Source organism: Pseudomonas sp. GM41(2012) (assembly GCF_000282315.2).
Classification (GTDB): Bacteria; Pseudomonadota; Gammaproteobacteria; order Pseudomonadales; family Pseudomonadaceae; genus Aquipseudomonas.
Genome location: NZ_AKJN02000005.1, coordinates 253,946 through 273,310, shown reverse-complemented (window position 1 = coordinate 273,310; position 19,365 = coordinate 253,946). Strand labels below are relative to the sequence as shown.

Genomic DNA, 19,365 nt, shown 5'->3' with positions numbered 1-19,365 from the left:
CCGCCAATCCCTTGTAGGAGCCGAGCTGGCTCCGGGCGGCGATCCGACGATAGCGTATTGTCAGTCACTTTGATTTTGAATGTACCGCCGCCATCGTCGGATCGCCGCCCGGAGCCAGCTCGGCTCCTACAGGGATTGGCGTGCCTGATAGATCCGACACCGGCCAACAGTCAAAGGTCGATCAAAGATTCTCGTACCGGTTCATGTCCAGCACGCCCTCTTCCGCCGGATCGGTCTCGTGGACGTACCGGCTCAGGTCATGGAAGTAGAACCAGAACTGCGGATGGCTGCGGCGAATCCCCCAGCGCTCGACGATTTTTTCGAATCGATTGGCGTCCATGGCGTTTTCCATCTCGCCCACGAATTCAGGCACTTGCTCGGCCGGAATGTTAAACATGAAGTTCGGATAGCTGCTGAGCACGCCCGGATAAATAGTCACAGTGTCGAGCCCTGGCTGATACCGCAGGGATTCACCGAGCAGAAACGCAACATTACTGTGCGCCCGGTTGCGCAGCAGGCTGTAGACCTCGCGTTTGCCGCTCGCGGTTTCGATGCGCAGCAGGGTCGCTTCCGGCAACTGATCGATAACCTTCAGCCCGGCCGCCGGACGCGAAGTCAGGCGACTCAACGCCTGTTCGGCGTTCTGCAAGGCCAGGTCGATGTTCGGCCGCGAGCAATAGGCGCCGTCACAACGGTTGATCGGATCCGGCTTGGCGTTGAGGTCGCCGTAACGGGCCAGCAACTGCAGGGCGAAATCGCGTTTCGGGTCCTTTTCGTCCAGTACTAGCGCCGTCTCTTTGTCGTTATCGATGGCCTCGTAGTCCAGCCACATCTTGAATTTGCCACCGTTCTGGTACCAGTCGTCGAGGTAGCCGTCGCGCGAATCGGCCGGCATCAGGCGCAAGAAGTTCTGCTCGGCGCCATTGCGGATCAGGTCGAAGTACAGCCGGGTTTGCGCCTGATGGGAGACGTTGCCGAACACATCGAAGTTGACTGCCAACTGATAATACGTGCGCTCCAGCAGCGGGAAGTCGAACAGCCACATCGTTTGCGGCACGTCACCGATCAGGCCTTTGTTCACCGAGGCACTGTCGAAATGCCGAAAGATCGTCAGCAAGGCGTTATCGTTGCCAGCCCATAAGGTCGACCAGCTCGGCGCCGGCGCATCGGCGTAACTGTCACGACGCAGAGCCTCGTACTCGTTACGCTTGTCGCGGTAGTCATGCCACAGGCTCAAGACGCTGCCGACATCGTCGTTCTGCCCCGGCATCGCCAGCAACGGCGTAGCCTGGCCGCGATACTTCGGATCGATGATGTAAAGGTCGTGCTCAGGCGCCTGGAACATTGCCCAAAAGTTATCGCGGATCACGTCGGTGGCGATCTGGCCGCGGCACACCGGGCCGCGAATAAACGTACGGACGAAGTATTCGGCGTTATCGAGCATGAATTGATAACGCGCCTGGGCCGGGATCGCCTCGAACGTGGTGAACGGATTGGCCCGACGCTCCGGCCCGTAGCCCGGCAAGGCGTCGACCTGCCATTTGCCGTTATAGAAGAGGCTTTTGATCCGTGCCATCTTCGCCGCGCTCAGCGGGTAGGTGATGTGGGTCTTCTGCACAATCACGCCTTGCACCGGCCACAAGCGGTAATACACCTGAGTGCCCGGATCGTCATTCGGGCGGCGTGTGTTGATCAGATCGATCGGCTGGCCGGTCGGCGTGCGCGAACGTACCCACTGAAAGAAATGCCCCGGCTCACCGTCCTTGAAATAAAGGTGAGCGAGAAACCAATGCTCGAACAACCAGCGCCCCACCAGGCTTTGCCGTGCGCCCGGTGCGTTGAGCAGGTTTTCCCACTGCACCACCTGCAACGCTTCTTTGGCGCTCGGTACAAGGCCTTGCTCGTCAATCGGCGCACCGGATGCCAGCCAGCGCTGCAGCGTCTGGTACTGCTGATCGGTCAGGCCGGTAACCGCCAGCGGCATGCCCTCTTGGGGATGTGATTTGGCGTAGCCGTCGAACTCGGCCGGCAGGGCGCACATGTTTTCCCGGTTCAGGCCAAGGACGATGTCCTCCGGCAACCTGGCGTTGGGTTGCAAGGGGGTTTTGTGGCCCAACTCAAGCATCCGCGCCATCAACGCGGCCTGACTGCCTTGAGCGTCGAGCACCGAATAGAAGTCCTTTTGCTGCCAGGCGCGTTTACCGAAGGCGTCATAAAACAGCCGGGTCGGCGCGGCAGCCTGGCGGCGTTCGCCGTCGTAGACCGGGATCCTGGTCGCGCCACGGGCAGCCCCTTCGCCACTGCCCAGGTTGAGCTGACAGGCGGCGTCATAGCAGGCATGGCAGGCCACACACTTTTCGGTGAAGATCGGTTGTATGTCGCGACTGTAGGAAATGCCAGGGGAAATGGCCGGATCCTGCGCGGCGGCGCCCCAGCTTAAAAACAGCAAAACAATGCTGATGACGCGATAAGACATATCCCTGGTCCCGATCATGAAAAAACGCCGCGATTCTACCGGTCTGCACCCTACTCCAACATGAGCGATATTCATGCAAAACCGGGACATGCTCTAAAACCGCACAGGTTTGCTATTATCCCGCCCCTTCGTCATGGTCTTTCCGAGTAGTCCAAATGTCCGATCGCAGTGTTCGCCTTCAAGCTCTCAAGCACGCCCTCAAAGAGCGCATCCTGATTCTCGATGGCGGCATGGGCACGATGATCCAGAGCTACAAACTCGAAGAGCAGGATTACCGCGGCAAACGCTTCGCCGACTGGCCAAGTGACGTCAAGGGCAACAACGATCTGTTGATCCTGACGCGCCCGGACGTGATTGGCGCCATCGAGAAAGCCTACCTGGATGCCGGCGCCGACATTCTGGAAACCAACACCTTCAACGCCACCCAGGTGTCCCAGGCCGATTACGGCATGCAGGGCCTAGCGTACGAGCTAAACGTAGAAGGCGCACGTCTGGCGCGCAAGGTGGCAGACGCCAAGACTCTGGAAACCCCGGACAAGCCGCGCTTCGTCGCTGGCGTGCTCGGCCCTACAAGTCGCACCTGCTCGCTGTCACCTGACGTGAACAACCCCGGCTACCGCAACGTAACCTTCGATGAACTGGTGGAAAACTACACCGAGGCCACCAAAGGCCTGATCGAAGGCGGCGCCGACCTGATCCTGATCGAAACCATTTTCGACACCCTGAACGCCAAAGCGGCGATCTTCGCGGTGCAAGGTGTGTACGAAGAACTCGGCGTCGAGTTGCCGATCATGATCTCCGGCACCATCACCGATGCCTCCGGCCGTACGCTCTCCGGCCAGACCACCGAAGCGTTCTGGAACTCCGTGGCCCACGCCAAGCCGATCTCGGTCGGCCTGAACTGCGCCCTCGGCGCCAGCGAATTGCGCCCGTACCTGGAAGAGCTGTCGAACAAGGCCAGCACCCACGTTTCCGCGCACCCGAACGCCGGCCTGCCAAATGAATTCGGCGAGTACGACGAACTGCCGGCGGAAACCGCAAAAGTCATCGAAGAATTCGCCCAAAGCGGCTTCCTCAACATCGTCGGCGGTTGCTGCGGCACCACGCCGGGCCACATCGAAGCCATCGCCAAGGCCGTGGCCGGTTATGCGCCGCGTGAAATTCCAGACATTCCAAAGGCCTGCCGCCTGTCGGGCCTGGAACCGTTCACCATCGATCGCAACTCGTTGTTCATCAACGTCGGCGAGCGGACCAACATCACCGGTTCCGCCAAGTTCGCCCGCCTGATCCGCGAAGATAACTACACCGAAGCCCTGGAAGTCGCCCTCCAACAGGTCGAAGCCGGCGCCCAGGTGATCGACATCAACATGGACGAAGGGATGCTCGATTCGAAGAAGGCCATGGTGACCTTCCTCAACCTGATTGCCGGTGAACCGGACATCTCCCGCGTACCGATCATGATCGACTCCTCCAAGTGGGAAGTGATCGAAGCCGGCCTCAAGTGCATCCAGGGCAAGGGCATCGTCAACTCCATCAGCATGAAGGAAGGCGTCGAGCAGTTCATTCATCACGCCAAACTGTGCAAACGCTACGGTGCCGCAGTCGTCGTGATGGCCTTCGACGAAGCCGGCCAGGCCGACACCGAAGCGCGCAAGAAAGAAATCTGCAAACGCTCCTACGACATTCTGGTCAACGAAGTCGGCTTCCCGCCGGAAGACATCATCTTCGACCCGAACATCTTCGCCATCGCCACCGGCATCGAAGAACACAACAACTACGCTGTGGACTTCATCAACGCCTGTGCCTACATCCGTGACGAACTGCCGTACGCGCTGACCTCCGGTGGTGTGTCCAACGTGTCGTTCTCGTTCCGGGGCAACAACCCGGTGCGCGAGGCGATTCACTCGGTGTTCCTGCTGTATGCGATCCGCAACGGCCTGACCATGGGTATCGTCAACGCCGGCCAGCTGGAGATCTACGACCAGATCCCGGCCGAACTGCGTGACGCCGTTGAAGACGTAGTGCTCAACCGCACCCCGGAAGGCACTGACGCCCTCCTCGCCATTGCCGACAAGTACAAGGGCGACGGCAGCGTCAAGGAAGCCGAGACCGAAGAATGGCGCGGCTGGGACGTCAACAAGCGTCTGGAGCATGCGCTGGTCAAGGGCATCACCACGCACATTGTTGAAGACACTGAAGAATCCCGTCAGTCGTTCGCCCGCCCGATTGAAGTGATCGAAGGCCCGCTGATGTCCGGCATGAACATCGTCGGCGACCTGTTCGGCGCCGGCAAAATGTTCCTGCCGCAGGTGGTGAAATCCGCCCGCGTGATGAAGCAGGCCGTGGCCCACTTGATCCCGTTCATCGAACTGGAAAAAGGCGACAAACCGGAAGCCAAGGGCAAAATCCTGATGGCCACGGTAAAAGGCGACGTGCACGACATCGGCAAGAACATCGTTGGCGTGGTGCTGGGCTGTAACGGCTACGACATCGTCGACCTCGGCGTGATGGTGCCGGCGGAGAAAATCCTGCAAGTGGCCAAGGAGCAGAAGTGCGACATCATCGGCCTGTCCGGCTTGATCACCCCTTCGCTGGATGAAATGGTCCACGTGGCCCGCGAGATGCAGCGCCAGGACTTCCATCTGCCGCTGATGATCGGTGGCGCGACCACCTCGAAAGCGCACACGGCGGTGAAGATCGAGCCGAAATACAGCAACGACGCAGTGATCTACGTCACCGACGCTTCCCGCGCCGTGGGCGTGGCGACGCAGTTGCTGTCCAAGGAATTGAAGCCGGCGTTCATCGAGAAGACTCGCCTGGAATACATCGAAGTCCGCGAGCGCACCGCCAATCGCAGCGCCCGCACCGAGCGCCTGAGCTACCCGGCGGCCATCGCCAAGAAGCCGCAGTTCGACTGGAGCACTTACGAGCCGGTCAAACCGACGTTTACCGGTGCCAAGGTGCTGGACAACATCGACCTGAAAGTCCTGGCCGAATACATCGACTGGACGCCGTTCTTTATCTCCTGGGACCTGGCCGGCAAATTCCCGCGCATCCTCACGGATGAAGTGGTCGGTGAAGCTGCCACGGCGTTGTACGCCGACGCCCGGGAAATGCTCGCCAAGCTAATCGACGAGAAACTCATCAGCGCCCGCGCGGTGTTCGGCTTCTGGCCGGCCAACCAGGTGCGTGAGGATGACATTGAAGTCTACGGCGATGACGGCAAGCCGATTGCCAAGCTGCATCACCTGCGTCAGCAGACCATCAAGACCGATGGCAAACCGAACTTCTCCCTGGCTGACTTCGTTGCACCGAAGGACAGCGAGGTAACCGACTACGTGGGTGGTTTCATCACCACCGCCGGGATCGGTGCAGAAGAAGTGGCCAAGGCCTATCAAGATGCCGGCGACGACTACAACTCGATCATGGTCAAGGCACTGGCTGACCGCCTGGCCGAGGCGTGCGCCGAGTGGCTACACCAGCAAGTCCGTAAAGACTACTGGGGTTACGCCAAGGACGAGACACTCGACAACGAGGCGCTGATCAAAGAGCAATACACCGGCATCCGCCCTGCCCCGGGCTACCCGGCCTGCCCGGATCACACCGAGAAATCCACGCTGTTCAAGTTGCTGGACCCTGAGGCCTCGGAAATGAAAGCCGGCCGCAGCGGCGTGTTCCTTACCGAGAGCTACGCGATGTTCCCGGCGGCAGCGGTCAGCGGTTGGTACTTCGCTCACCCGCAGGCGCAGTATTTCGCCGTGGGCAAGATCGACAAGGATCAGGTGCAGAGCTACACCTCGCGCAAGGGTCAGGAACTGAGCGTGACCGAGCGCTGGCTGGCGCCGAACCTGGGTTACGACAACTAACCCCCCCACTGTGGGAGCGTGGCTTGCCCGCGATGAACGATGACGCGGTTTCCCTGTGAGACCGCGGCGCTTCCATCGCGGGCAAGCCACGCTCCCACAGGTTTTTGGGGATTGTCTATGCTTAGCTCTCACACATTGGTGACGAGGGGTTTATGGACGATCCAGCCGACAACAAGCCGCCCACTTTCTGGCAGATGCTGCACAGCGTCATGGCGGCGGCGTTCGGGGTGCAGAGCGGGAAGAACCGGGCGCGGGATTTCACTCACGGCAAGCCCAGTCATTTCGTGATTCTGGGGATTTTGTTCACCGCGGTGTTCGCGTTGACGCTGTATGGCATCGTGCAACTGGTGGTGCATCTGGCCGGGGTTTAGCGCATCAAGGTTTGCAGGCTGAACGGATAGCGATACGACGTCGACCGGCCCTTGGCTGAAAGACGGCGGAAGTTCACACCGTAATCCGGTGATTCCCCCATGGCCAGCAATCGCCTGGCCTGTGCCTTGTCGATCAGTTGCAACAACGGGATTTGCCGGTCTCGGCCGCCGTAATGGCTGAGATCCACGCCCTGATCAAGATCATGTAACGCCACCAGTGCCCAGCCGCCCAACGTGAAGTGCCCGCCCAACAGCACGCTGATGCGTCCGTCGACCGTCGCCTGTAACGCCGCCGGCGAGGTATTGACCGCACTGAACAACGCATCCTTGCCGGGAGTCCCGCCCGTCTCCGAATACGCCTGCATGGCGCCAAACGCCATTTCGTCATTGGCTGACCACACCAGCGAGACCTTCGGGTAACGCCGGAACAGCAGTTTGGCCTGTTCATAGGCCCGTTCCCGGGTCCAGCCGCTGTAAACCAGTTGGCGCAAGCGTACTTCTGGGTGCTCGGCCAAGGCCCGCATCATGCCTTGCTCGCGCAGTTGCGCCGAAGGGGTGATCTTCAGGCCGGAAAATGCCAGCAACTCGATGACCTGACCGGGCGCCGCGGGCGGATGCTGGCGAATCAGTTCCTTGAGCATCAGGTAGCCACCCTCCTCGTCGTTGGGCACCAGGCTGCCCAACCGATCAGAGCGATCCCCCAGCAGACTTTGCTGATTGGCCGTCAGCGAAGCGTTAACCATAAACAGCTTCACCCCGCTGCCCTGGGCCAGGCGAATGATCTGCGGGGCGACGTACTGTTCGTTGGCGAACACCAGATAGTCCGGACGATCAGGGCCTTGCAGCGCCTGGCGGGCCTGCGCCAGCGTGAGCTCCGGCATGCGCCGGGAATAGAGAATTCGCAGATCAATGCCCAGATCCGTGGCTGCCGCCTGCATGAATTGCGAATAGCTGATCCAGAAGGCTTCGTCAGTCTTACCGGGACTGAGGAACAATACCGATTCCGCACGCGCAACAGGGCCGTAAACCGCGCCAAGCATCAGCAGGAATGAGTAGAAAAACTTCAACATTGATCGTCCGAGCCCCCCGGCAATTCGCCGCGCATTATAGCCAGCGAAGTCCCGGAAAACGGCGTTTATTCCGGTTATTGTCCGACAATCGTCGGAATGAGACCCGGACGGGGTCGGTTATTGATGGCTGACCCAAAATACCGCGGTGCCCACGACCAGGATGATCAGGAACAGAATCGCCCAAGCATCGACCGTGCTATCGGGTTTTGACGTTTTGGTAGGGTTGCTCATTGCATCGCCTCTTGTCGGTTTTATCGGTGATTGCATAAAGACTCGAGCACAGTTAAGACGATGATTGCCCGCACCACAAATGTGGGTTTTACCTCATTGGATCTCATTAGTCGTTTTGGTTCTTTACATATACTCAAACATCACTTTTGCGCATAACTGCAAACTGGTATCTTGCCCCGGCTCCGTTGGGAGTGCGCGGCCGTGCGCGCAGAATTGCCGAGGCAGTATCGGAGACTTCCAAGCGAAAAACGCAACTGGATCCGACCGGCCCAAGCCTGAGAACAGGACTTATATGTACGTATATGACGAGTACGATCAGCGGATCATCGAGGACCGCGTCAAGCAGTTCCGGGATCAGACCCGACGCTATCTGGCAGGCGAGCTGAGCGAAGAAGAATTCCGCCCTCTGCGCCTGCAAAATGGCCTTTACATTCAGCGCTTCGCGCCGATGTTGCGGGTGGCGGTGCCTTACGGCCAACTGACTTCGCGCCAGACGCGAATGATGGCCAAGATTGCCCGTGACTACGACAAGGGCTACGCCCACATCAGCACCCGGCAGAACGTACAGTTCAACTGGCCGGCGCTGGAAGACATCCCGGACATCCTTGCCGAACTGGCGACCGTGCAAATGCACGCAATCCAGACCAGCGGCAACTGCTTGCGCAACGTCACCACCGACCAGTTCGCCGGTGTCGCTGCCGACGAGCTGATCGATCCGCGCCCGTGGTGCGAGATCGTCCGCCAATGGACTACGTTCCACCCGGAATTCGCTTACTTGCCGCGCAAGTTCAAGATCGCCATCAACGGCTCGACTTCCGACCGTGCGGCCATCGAAGTCCATGACATCGGCCTTGAGCCGGTGCACAACGCCGCTGGCGAGCTGGGCTTCCGTGTGCTGGTGGGTGGCGGTCTCGGCCGTACCCCGGTGGTCGGCGCGTTCATCAATGAATTCCTGCCGTGGCAAGACCTGTTGAGCTACCTCGACGCCATCCTGCGGGTCTACAACCGCTATGGCCGTCGTGACAACAAGTACAAGGCGCGGATCAAGATTCTGGTCAAGGCCCTGACACCTGAAGTCTTCGCACAAAAAGTCGACGCAGAGATGGAACACCTTCGCGGTGGCCAGACCACGTTGACCGACGCCGAAGTGCATCGTGTGGCCAAACACTTCGTCGACCCCGAGTACAAGGCGCTGGACAACCAGGCCCTGGCGTTGGCCGAACTCGACAAAGAACACCCGGGCTTCGCTCGCTGGCGCACCCGCAATACCCTGGCCCACAAAAAGCCGGGTTATGTGGCCGTGACCCTGTCCCTGAAGCCGACCGGTGTTGCACCGGGCGACATCACCGACAAGCAGCTCGATGCCGTTGCCGACCTGGCCGATCGTTACAGCTTCGGTCAGCTGCGCACGTCCCACGAGCAGAACATCATTCTGGCTGACGTTGAGCAGACTCAACTGTTCGCGATGTGGGGCGAGTTGCGTGAGCAGGGCTTCGCCACGCCGAACATCGGCTTGCTCACCGACATCATCTGCTGCCCAGGCGGCGACTTCTGCTCGCTGGCCAACGCCAAGTCGATCCCGATCGCCGAGTCGATCCAGCGTCGCTTCGAAGACCTGGATTACCTGTTCGATATCGGCGAACTGGACCTGAACATCTCCGGCTGCATGAACGCCTGTGGTCACCACCACGTCGGCCACATCGGTATCCTCGGGGTGGACAAGAAAGGTGAAGAGTTCTACCAGGTGTCCCTGGGTGGCAGCGCCAGTCGCGATGCGAGCCTGGGCAAGATCCTCGGCCCGTCCTTCGCCCAGGAAGCCATGCCTGATGTGATTGAAAAGCTGATCGACGTGTACATCGAACAACGTACCGAAGACGAGCGTTTCATCGACACCTATCAGCGTATTGGCATCGACCTCTTCAAGGAGCGCGTCTATGCAGCGAATAATTAAGAACAACGAAGTCGTCGACGAAACCTGGCACTTGCTGCCCAAGGACTTCAACATCGACGAGATCAGCAACTGCGACGACCTGATCGTCCCGTTGCAGCTGTGGCGCGAACACGCCCGCATGCTCAAGGCCCGTGATGGCGGCCTGGGCGTGTGGCTGGATGCCGATGAAGAAGCGGAAGAAATCGGTGACGACGTGGAAAATTTCCAGGTCATCGCCCTGAACTTCCCAGCCTTCACCGACGGCCGCAACTACTCCAACGCCCGCCTGCTGCGTGACCGTTATGGTTTCAAAGGCGAATTGCGGGCAATTGGCGATGTACTGCGCGACCAGTTGTTCTACCTGCACCGCTGCGGTTTCGACGCCTTTGCGATCCGCGCCGATAAAGACCCGTACGAAGCCCTTGAAGGTCTCAAGGACTTCTCGGTGACCTATCAGGCTGCTACCGACGAACCGCTGCCGCTGTTCCGTCGCCGCTAACAAAAATAAAGCCTTGATGACCAACAGTCATCAAGGCTTTATTACATGTGAAACACTCTTTCGCACATCAAAATTCGTTAGAACTCAACTTGCTTCAGCCCTCTTTTCCTGATGGCGTACGCCAATGCGGAGACGTCATCAAATAACGTCTTGTTCAAACTTCCCCAATTCTCGCCTTCGATAAAAACCTTGAACTCCGGCTTCCACTGACTGGGCTGATGGCGCCTGATAGAGGTGATCAGGATTTCATCATTTGTGGAACGATGAACAACCTTATGATCCTTGCCCCGCCGTACATCGATAAGAAACATGAGCTTTTCGGGCAATAACTTCACAAAAAGAGCAAAGTCATCCGGATTACCATTGTATTGAGTGCTTATTTCCATTGTGCAACATCCTTGCTGCTGATTAGGGGAAGCTGAGTCTAATCAAAACTTCTGACAAGCAAACGCCTTTAATATGTACAAAATATTTATAGATCCTCGTTAGTTAAAACTTTTAACTACGCATTCGACAATGGATCGAGTAGGAGGCGGATTTACATCCGCCGTCCTCTCACTCCGTACGTACGGATCCGTATAGGGCGGTTCAAGTTATGCGATTAAGCGCAGGCGACGCAGACTCATGCTCGCCACTCTCAGCCTTGGCTGTTGATGCCAGCTCGTCTCATAACCCAGATAATCACAGCCCCAAGGCCGTGCCACTCGGCTCTTTTCCCGGTTCAGCGTCAGTTTCAGGCGCTGAGCCAGGAACCGCTCGACGCTCGGAAGCACACTGGCAAACGTGCAGATCTCCCAGGGTAATTCGCGCGACCTTCCTGCTTATGCCTGTCGGATCTACGTCGCAGCGTTCCGTACAAGTATTGGGCTTTGGGGAAACACGCCCCCTTGCCAGGTGTGTAGAGGACTTTCAGCTCCAAGTCACCAGCGTGGCCACCACAGCCAAACTGGTTGCGCTTGCGCGCAATGCGCCATACCTGGCGCACGCATAAAAAAACCGCAGCGGACGCTGCGGTTTTGTTTAAGTACCGGGACAGCTCAAGAGTTACCAGAAGCGTTGCTGGGTCAACCGGCTCCACCAGCTCAGCAGCACACGATCTACCGAGCCGCTGGCCGCCATGCCAATGCGCTCCTGCAGGCTTTTGCGTTCGGCGTAGTGCAAGTGGTACAGCTCGGACTTCTTGGCACGCTCGGAGAGGTATTCATCGCTGGTCTTGAGTTCGTCCACCAGTTGCTTGTCCAGCGCCGCGACGCCGAGCCAGATTTCGCCGGTGGCCACTTCGTCGATGGCCAGTTGCGGGCGATAGCGCGAAACGAAGTTCTTGAACAACTGGTGAGTGATGTCCAGGTCTTCCTGGAACTTCTCGCGGCCCTTCTCGGTGTTTTCGCCAAACACCGTCAGGGTGCGCTTATACTCGCCGGCGGTCAGCACTTCGAAGTCGATGTCGTGCTTTTTCAGCAGGCGGTTGACGTTAGGTAACTGCGCCACGACACCGATCGAGCCGAGGATCGCGAACGGCGCGCTGATGATCTTCTCGCCGATGCACGCCATCATGTAGCCGCCGCTGGCCGCGACCTTGTCAATGCACACGGTCAACGGCACACCGGCATCACGGATACGCGCCAGTTGCGAGGACGCCAGGCCGTAGCTGTGAACCATGCCGCCGCCGCTTTCCAGACGCAGCACCACTTCATCCTTGGGCGTGGCGAGGGTCAGCAGCGCGGTGATTTCATGGCGCAGGCTTTCAGTGGCCGAGGCCTTGATGTCGCCGTCGAAATCGAGCACAAACACCCGTGGCTTGGCTTCGGTTTTCTTCTTTTGCTTTTTCTCGGATTTAGCTTCGACTTTGCGCAAAGCCTTGAGCTGGTCCTTGTCGAGCAAGGTTTGCTCCAGGCGTTCGCGCAGCCCTTTGTAGAAATCATTGAGTTTGCTGACTTGCAACTGGCCGACCGACTTGCGTCGACCTTTGCTGCGCAACGCCGCGAAACTGGCCAGGACCACCAGAATGGCGATCACCAGTGTCACGGTCTTAGCCAGAAAAACTGCGTACTCGGCAAAAAACTCCACAGGGACTCCTTTAATACGATGCGCTGCATAAACGCGCGCGGGATACCTCCAGCATACCCATGCGCCGCCCCGCCGGCCAGCCGTGAAACCTCTGGCAACAGCCCTGTAACGGGCATTTCAAACAAGCGTATGTTTTTTCATTGACAGCTCACCGTCATCCTCATAACCTCGCCGAACCTTCAACGTACCGGGATGACGCGGACGTGGGCAGTATCTATTTGATTCGACATGGCCAGGCCTCCTTTGGTGCAGACGACTATGACGTCCTGTCGCCGATCGGTGTTCGCCAGGCAGAAGTCCTCGGCCAGCACCTCGCCGAGCTGGGCATCAGCTTCGATCGCTGCCTCTCGGGCGACCTGCGCCGCCAGCAGCACACGGCCAACAGCGCGCTGGAACAGTTCGCTGCGGCAGACCTGCCGGTTCCTGTCCTGGAAATCGATTCCGCTTTCAATGAGTTCGACGCCGACGCGGTGATCCGCGCGCTGCTGCCGGCCATGTTACCGGACGAACCCGAAGCGCTGCACATCCTGCGCAATGCCGCGCAAAACCGCGGTGAGTTCCAGCGAATCTTCGCCCTGATCATCGAACGCTGGCTTGCCGGCACCTATGACACACCGGGCCTGGAAAGCTGGCTGGGGTTTGTCGAACGGGTGCAAGCCGGTCTGCAGCGAATCCTCGAAAGCGCCGACAATTCCCAGAAAATCGCCGTGTTCACCTCTGGCGGCACTATCACGGCCCTGCTCCATCTCATTACGCAAATGCCCGCAAAGCAGGCGTTTGAACTGAACTGGCAAATCGTCAACACCTCGCTCAACCTGCTGAAGTTTCGCGGTCGCGAGGTGGCTCTGTCTTCTTTCAACAGTCATGCGCACCTGCAGCTGTTGAAGACCCCGGAACTCATCACGTTTCGCTGAGTCCGGACTATTGTGACCCTGGCTGTATTCACCCAGCTCTAATTACCCAAGAAAGGATCGAACCATGACCTCCGTAGCTGATGCCGTACAAGCAATGAAAGCCAAGTTCAACCCAGCCGCTGCTGCCGGTCTGGACCTGGTATTCGGTTTCCGCATCGACGATACCAAGAACTTCTCGCTGATCGTCAAGGACAGCACCTGTGAGCTCCAGGAAGGCGAAAACCCGGACGCCCAGGTGACTCTGGTGATGGACGGCGAAACCCTGGAAGGCATCGTCAGCGGCGAAACCGACGGCATGCAAGCCTTCATGGGCGGCAAACTGCGCGCCGAAGGCGACATGATGCTGGCCATGAAACTGTCCGAGCTGTTCCCGGCCTAAGCGCGCCGCTCCCGACCTTCGGGGGCACGCCTGGCTGCAAACGAATCCCGCCCCTCGAGGCGGGATTCGTCGTTTTTCGCCATCGGAAAACGGCTACCTGCGGATTTGCCGTCTATATTCCTTCTGGCCGCATGCGTCAGACATCGGCTGTTTGCCCTCGCTTTCTTAATCAAGAGCCTTTGCGCGGAGCACTGCCCATGAGTCCACCTGACGACCACGACGGATTTAACCGCCGACGTGTACTGCAAGGCCTTTCGGCAGGCGCCGTCGGTGCCTGGATCAGCCCGCTAATCGCAGGGAGTAAAACCATGCCCGACGCCCCCGCCGACCTCATTCTGTACAACGGACGCCTGCACACCGTCGACCGCAAAAAACCTCAGGCCAGCGCCGTCGCGATCAAGGACGGACGCTTCGTGGTGGTCGGCAGCGATGCCCAGGCCATGGCCCTGCAAGGTCCCGGCACGCAAATTATCGACCTGCACGGGCGCACGGTGATTCCCGGTCTCAACGACTCACACTTGCACCTGATCCGTGGTGGCCTCAACTACAACCTCGAACTGCGCTGGGAAGGTGTCCCTTCACTGGTCGACGCGCTGCGCATGCTCAAGGATCAGGCCGACCGTACGCCCACGCCGCAATGGGTGCGGGTGGTCGGTGGCTGGAACGAGTTCCAGTTCGCCGAAAAACGCCTGCCGACGATTGATGAACTGAACAAAGCCGCGCCGGACACCCCGGTGTTCGTCCTGCACCTCTACGACCGCGCCCTGCTCAACCGCGCCGCGTTGAAGGTGGTCGGCTATACCCGCGATACGCCAAACCCGCCGGGTGGCGAGATCCAGCGCGATGCCAATGGCGACCCGACGGGCATGCTGATCGCCCGCCCCAACGCGATGATTCTCTACTCGACCCTGGCCAAGGGGCCAAAACTGCCGCTGGAATACCAGGTCAACTCCACCCGCCAATTCATGCGTGAACTCAATCGCCTGGGTGTCACCAGCGCCATCGATGCCGGCGGCGGTTATCAGAATTATCCGGACGACTATCAAGTCATCCAGCAACTGGCCAAAGACCAGCAACTCACGGTGCGCATTGCCTACAACCTGTTCACGCAGAAACCCAAGGAAGAGCTGACCGACTTCAAGAACTGGACCAGCACCTCCCACTACGGTCAGGGCGATGATTTTCTACGGCACAACGGTGCCGGGGAAATGCTGGTGTTCTCGGCGGCCGACTTCGAAGACTTCCTCGAGCCCCGCCCCGACCTGCCGCAAACCATGGAACAGGAACTGGAACCGGTGGTTCGCCATCTGGTGGAGCAGCGCTGGCCGTTCCGTTTACACGCCACGTACAACGAATCCATCAGCCGCATGCTCGACGTGTTCGAGAAGGTCAATCGCGACATTCCGTTCGACGGTTTGCCGTGGTTCTTCGACCACGCCGAAACCATCACCCCGCAGAACATCGAACGGGTCAAAGCCCTCGGCGGTGGCATCGCGATCCAGGACCGCATGGCCTTCCAGGGTGAATACTTCGTCGACCGTTACGGCGCCAAGGCTGCCGAAGCCACGCCGCCCATCGCTCGCATGCTGGCCGAAGGCATTCCGGTCGGCGCTGGCACCGATGCCACGCGCGTCTCCAGTTACAACCCCTGGACTTCGCTGTACTGGCTGATCAGCGGTCGCACCGTCGGTGGTTTGGCGCTGTACCCGCAAGGCTTGAGCCGCGATACCGCGCTGGAACTCTTCACCCACGGCAGCGCCTGGTTTTCCTCCGAGCAAGGTAAAAAAGGCCAGATCAAGGTCGGGCAACTGGCGGACTTGATTGCGTTGTCGGCGGACTATTTCCACATCGAGGATGAGGCGGTCAAATGGATCGAATCGGTCCTGACCATCGTTGACGGCAAGATCGTCTACGGCAGCGTCGAGTTTGAAAAACTCGGGCCGCCTCCCGTCCCGGTGGTGCCTGAGTGGTCGCCTGTTGCCAAAGTACCGGGCCATTGGAAACCCCTGGCGCCACTGACGGCGCAGGTCCATCAATGTGTCGGGGCTTGCGCAGTACATGCCCATAGCCATGAACGGGCGCGGCTGTCCTCGGCACCGGTCAGCGATTTCGCCGGTTTCTGGGGGGCCTTTGGTTGTTCGTGTTTTGCGTTTTGAAATGAGCCGCTAAAAGATCGCAGCCTGCGGCAGCTCCTACAGGGTGTATGCAATATCTCGTGTAGGAGCTGCCGCAGGCTGCGATCTTTTGATCTTTGTTGACCCAACTGGCTGTGAGCTATCAGTTGCTGGCATACGCTCTTACAATGGCGCACCTCCTGCACCGGCCACCCCATGGACATCGATCTCGCCCGCACCTTTCTGGAAATCGTCCGCCACGGCAGCCTTGCCGCAGCTGCCGAAAAACTCCACGTGACCCAGACCGCGATCACCGCGCGCGTGCAGAAACTCGAGAGTCAACTGGGCAGCACCCTGTTCGTACGCAACCGCGCCGGTGCGCGCCTGACGCCGAACGGTGAAGCCTTCGTGGTCTACGCCAATCAACTGGTCGAAACCTGGGAAGCGGCGCGACGGGACTTGCCATTGCCCGAGGGTTACCGCGACGTGTTGCACATCGGTGGCGAGGTCAGTCTGTGCAACCCGCTGATGCTCAGCTGGGCCGGCGCGCTGCGCGAGAAGATCCCCAGCCACGCCCTGCGCATGGAAATCCGTGACGGTGAAAACCTGCTGCGCCAACTGGAACTGGGGGTTCTGGATGCGGCGCTGGTTTACCAGCCCGAGTATTGGCCACGCCTGCAAGTCGAACAGGTGCTGGAAGAAAAACTGGTCCTCATCCGCCTGGCCGCACGACCCGATCCCTACGTGTACATCGACTGGGGCCCGGACTTCCGTCGTCAGCACGATGCGGCCCTGCCGGAAAAAGCCAAAGCCGCGTTGAGCTTCAACCTCGGCCCACTGGGCTTGCAGTACATTCTGGAAAACGGCGGCAGTGGCTACTTCCGCACCCGGGTGGTCCAGAGTTATCTGGAAAGCGGTGTGCTCGAGCAAGTGCCCAAAGCCCCGGAATTCAGCTACCCGACCTATCTGGTTTACTCCCGCGACCGCGACTCGGCGACCTTGCAACAAGCCTTCGACCTGCTGCGCGAAGTGATCAAGTCCGACGATGACTGGTCGCAACGCTGGAACCCGCTGACCTGAATCCGGTTTGCACCGAAGCATGGCGGTTGCGTCCTCAAGGTTGGGCCAGCCAAAACGCCGGGATCGTCTAATCTGCTGGAGATAACAATAACTACAGGTGATTGCAGTGAGGCAGACCACCGAAGCATTCCGCACCCGCTACCGCGCTGCTATTCATCCGCTCTACAACCCATGGCTGCACGGCGCTTTTGTGCTGCTGTTCGGGGTGCTGGCCATCGGCGGATTCTGGAGCACCGTGCACCGGGTACAGCCACTGGAATGGCTGGCGGTGCCGTTGACGTTGTTGTTCTTCAACTTCGGCGTGTACATGATCCATCGGCATTTGGGGCATCACAAAAAGAGCTTCGCGCGACTGTTCTACGCCCGCCATGCCGGCGACCATCACAGCTTTTTCGCCCCCGGTCACATGACCTACGACACGGCCCGGGACTGGCGGGTGATTCTGTTTCCAGCCTGGCTGATCGTATTGCACACGGTCGTCATCACCCTGCCCGTCTGGTGGCTGCTTGAGCAGTTCGATGCCAACGTCGCCGGGTTGTTCGGCGGCTGCCTGGTCCTCGGCTACCTGACCTATGAAGTGTTCCATGCCTGCGAGCATCTGCCACCCGAGAACCCCGTCACACGGTTGCCGTGGATCCGCCAGATGCGCCGTCTGCATGAACTGCATCACCGTCGTGAGCTGATGCAGGAACGCAACTTCAATATCGTTTTTCCGCTGATGGACTACCTGTTCGGCACCCTCTATTGGGAACCGGAGCCGATCGACCTGCACCCGACGAGAACGCCCATGACCCGCATGCAGCATCAGATCGACATTGCTGGAGACCCGATTGACGTGCTCGCCTATGCCAGCACCGTGACCCGTTGGCCGGAGTGGCATCCTTCGTCCCTCAAGGTCGATGGCCAGAGCGGTCCGCTGCATGCCGGGGGGAGGTTCGAGGAAGACATCAAGGCGGGCGGGCGTGAGGGACACTTGCACTGGGAGGTTAACGAATACCTGCCAGGACGCCGCTGGAGTGCCTGGGCCCATGACGATCACGGGTTGTCTTTAGTGGTGACTTACGAGTGCGAGGCCCAGGGCGATGGCACACGCTTTGTCCGCACCCTGGAGTATCAGTTCAGCGGCCTGGCGATGCGCATTGCCAATCGACTGCTGCTCAAGCGCCGCATCGATCGTGAGTCGGCAGCGTCGATGCTGGCATTGCGCGAAATGGCGCAAAAACAGTTGGCCCCGGCAGGAGTGACCACATGAATCGAACCGTCAAGTTTCGCCATGTGGTGTTGCTGGTGGTCGTTGCCATCGGCGCCTTTCTGCTGCTGATGCCGACCAAGGTTCAACCGGTGGCCTGGACACCGCCACCGGCGCCCTCCCTCACCAGCGGCATCTACGCCGACAATCAGCGCCTCAAAGGCGTGGAGCGCGTCGGCGCCGCGGATATCGACGGCCCGGAAGCGTTGCTACTGGAGGAAAACGTCCTCATCACGGGTTTGCATGACGGCCGATTGATCCGTACCAGCCTCGACGGCAAGGTCACCAAGGTTCTGGCTGATACGGGCGGCAGACCCTTGGGCCTGGCCCGTCATCCCAACGGTCTGCTGGTGATTGCCGACGGGATCAAGGGTTTGCTGTCACTGGATGCCCAGGGCCGGTTGATTCCATTGACCACGGAGGCCAACGGCGTGCCCTTCGGCTTCACCGACGACGTGGCGATCGACAAGTCCGGGCACTACGCCTATTTCAGTGATGCCTCCAGCCGCTTTGGCTATGGCAGTGACGGCGAAGCAATCATCGAGCACGGCGGCGATGGCCGCTTGCTGCGTTATGACTTCCAGACCGGCAAGACTGCGGTCCTGCTGGATAAGCTGGAATTCGCCAACGGCGTGACCCTGGGCCCGGACGATGCCTTTGTATTGGTCAACGAAACGGGCGCCTATCGCATCAGTCGCTACTGGTTGAGCGGGCCGAAAGCCGGCACCCGTGATCTATTCATCGACAACTTGCCAGGGTTACCGGACAACCTCGCGTTCAATGGTCACGACCGCTTCTGGGTGGCGCTCTATGCACCGCGCAACGCACTGCTCGATGCCACCGCGCCGCATCCCTTCGTGCGCAAGATGATCGTGCGGGCCATGACATTCCTGCCTAAACCGGTGGAAAAACGCGCCTTCGCGCTGGGGCTGGATCTGGACGGCAAAGTGATCGCCAACTTGCAGGACGGTAGCAGCGACAACTATTCGCCGATCACTACCGTTCGGGAGTATGGGGATTGGCTATATTTCGGATCGTTGAAGGCCAAACATATGGCGCGATTGCCGTTGAGTGCTGCGCTGCAATAGACACCAAAATAACCTGTACCTGTAGGAGCCG

Annotated in this window: 14 protein-coding genes and 1 pseudogene; 10 read left to right on the top strand and 5 right to left on the bottom strand. The window is 59.4% G+C overall.

Going from position 1 to position 19,365, the window contains the following annotated elements; genetic code table 11:
- Positions 1 to 181 precede the first annotated feature (181 nt).
- Positions 182 to 2,476 carry a fatty acid cis/trans isomerase gene (locus tag PMI27_RS25545; RefSeq protein ID WP_008154955.1) on the bottom strand — a complete coding sequence of 765 codons (2,295 nt, stop codon included), beginning with the start codon at positions 2,474 to 2,476 and terminating at the stop codon, positions 182 to 184.
- Between the two features lie 155 nt (positions 2,477 to 2,631).
- Between PMI27_RS25545 and metH the strand changes: the two genes are divergently transcribed.
- Entirely contained in the window at positions 2,632 to 6,342 is a 3,711-nt protein-coding gene (gene metH, locus PMI27_RS25550; RefSeq protein WP_008154957.1) for a methionine synthase, read from the top strand.
- Positions 6,343 to 6,494: 152 nt separating this feature from the next.
- Entirely contained in the window at positions 6,495 to 6,713 is a 219-nt protein-coding gene (locus PMI27_RS25555; RefSeq protein WP_008154959.1) for a DUF2970 domain-containing protein, read from the top strand.
- Here PMI27_RS25555 and PMI27_RS25560 read toward each other — a convergent pair.
- On the bottom strand, positions 6,710 to 7,783 hold the full coding sequence (locus PMI27_RS25560; RefSeq protein ID WP_008154960.1) for an ABC transporter substrate-binding protein: 1,074 nt from the start codon (positions 7,781 to 7,783) through the stop codon (positions 6,710 to 6,712). The genes PMI27_RS25555 and PMI27_RS25560 overlap by 4 nt on opposite strands.
- Positions 7,784 to 8,306: 523 nt before the next feature.
- Between PMI27_RS25560 and PMI27_RS25565 the strand changes: the two genes are divergently transcribed.
- On the top strand, positions 8,307 to 9,965 hold the full coding sequence (locus tag PMI27_RS25565; RefSeq protein WP_008154965.1) for a nitrite/sulfite reductase: 1,659 nt from the start codon (positions 8,307 to 8,309) through the stop codon (positions 9,963 to 9,965).
- Positions 9,949 to 10,443 carry a DUF934 domain-containing protein gene (locus PMI27_RS25570; RefSeq protein WP_008154967.1) on the top strand — a complete coding sequence of 165 codons (495 nt, stop codon included), beginning with the start codon at positions 9,949 to 9,951 and terminating at the stop codon, positions 10,441 to 10,443. Before PMI27_RS25565 ends, PMI27_RS25570 begins: the two co-directional genes overlap by 17 nt.
- 77 nt (positions 10,444 to 10,520) lie before the next feature.
- Here the strand turns inward: PMI27_RS25570 and PMI27_RS25575 are convergent, their stop codons facing one another.
- From PMI27_RS25575 to sohB, 3 genes and pseudogenes are all read right to left on the bottom strand, one after another.
- Positions 10,521 to 10,829, bottom strand: a complete 309-nt coding sequence (locus PMI27_RS25575) for a hypothetical protein (RefSeq protein ID WP_008154969.1) — start codon at positions 10,827 to 10,829, stop codon at positions 10,521 to 10,523.
- A 219-nt stretch (positions 10,830 to 11,048) separates the two neighbouring features.
- Positions 11,049 to 11,216 (bottom strand): annotated as a pseudogene (locus tag PMI27_RS32005) (group II intron reverse transcriptase/maturase); the annotation flags it as partial.
- Positions 11,217 to 11,487: 271 nt separating this feature from the next.
- Entirely contained in the window at positions 11,488 to 12,510 is a 1,023-nt protein-coding gene (gene sohB / locus PMI27_RS25580; RefSeq protein WP_008154971.1) for a protease SohB, read from the bottom strand.
- Between the two features lie 203 nt (positions 12,511 to 12,713).
- On the opposite strand from sohB, the gene PMI27_RS25585 reads away from it, so the two are divergent.
- From PMI27_RS25585 to PMI27_RS25610, 6 genes are all read left to right on the top strand, one after another.
- Complete coding sequence (locus tag PMI27_RS25585; RefSeq protein WP_008154975.1) at positions 12,714 to 13,424, top strand: histidine phosphatase family protein; 711 nt, start codon at positions 12,714 to 12,716, stop codon at positions 13,422 to 13,424.
- 64 nt (positions 13,425 to 13,488) lie between these two features.
- A complete protein-coding gene (locus PMI27_RS25590) occupies positions 13,489 to 13,803 on the top strand; it encodes an SCP2 sterol-binding domain-containing protein (protein WP_008154977.1) in 315 nt (104 codons plus the stop codon).
- A 308-nt stretch (positions 13,804 to 14,111) separates the two neighbouring features.
- Positions 14,112 to 15,959, top strand: coding sequence for an amidohydrolase (locus tag PMI27_RS25595; RefSeq protein ID WP_033053025.1), 1,848 nt, complete (start codon positions 14,112 to 14,114; stop codon positions 15,957 to 15,959).
- A gap of 174 nt (positions 15,960 to 16,133) precedes the next feature.
- Positions 16,134 to 16,997 (top strand): LysR family transcriptional regulator, encoded by an 864-nt coding sequence (locus PMI27_RS25600; protein ID WP_008154980.1) that lies wholly within the window; start codon positions 16,134 to 16,136, stop codon positions 16,995 to 16,997.
- Between the two features lie 106 nt (positions 16,998 to 17,103).
- Positions 17,104 to 18,249, top strand: a complete 1,146-nt coding sequence (locus PMI27_RS25605) for an SRPBCC family protein (protein ID WP_008154982.1) — start codon at positions 17,104 to 17,106, stop codon at positions 18,247 to 18,249.
- Positions 18,246 to 19,334 carry an SMP-30/gluconolactonase/LRE family protein gene (locus tag PMI27_RS25610; protein ID WP_008154989.1) on the top strand — a complete coding sequence of 363 codons (1,089 nt, stop codon included), beginning with the start codon at positions 18,246 to 18,248 and terminating at the stop codon, positions 19,332 to 19,334. The genes PMI27_RS25605 and PMI27_RS25610 overlap by 4 nt, the downstream gene beginning before the upstream one ends.
- The last annotated feature ends 31 nt before the right edge of the window (positions 19,335 to 19,365 follow it).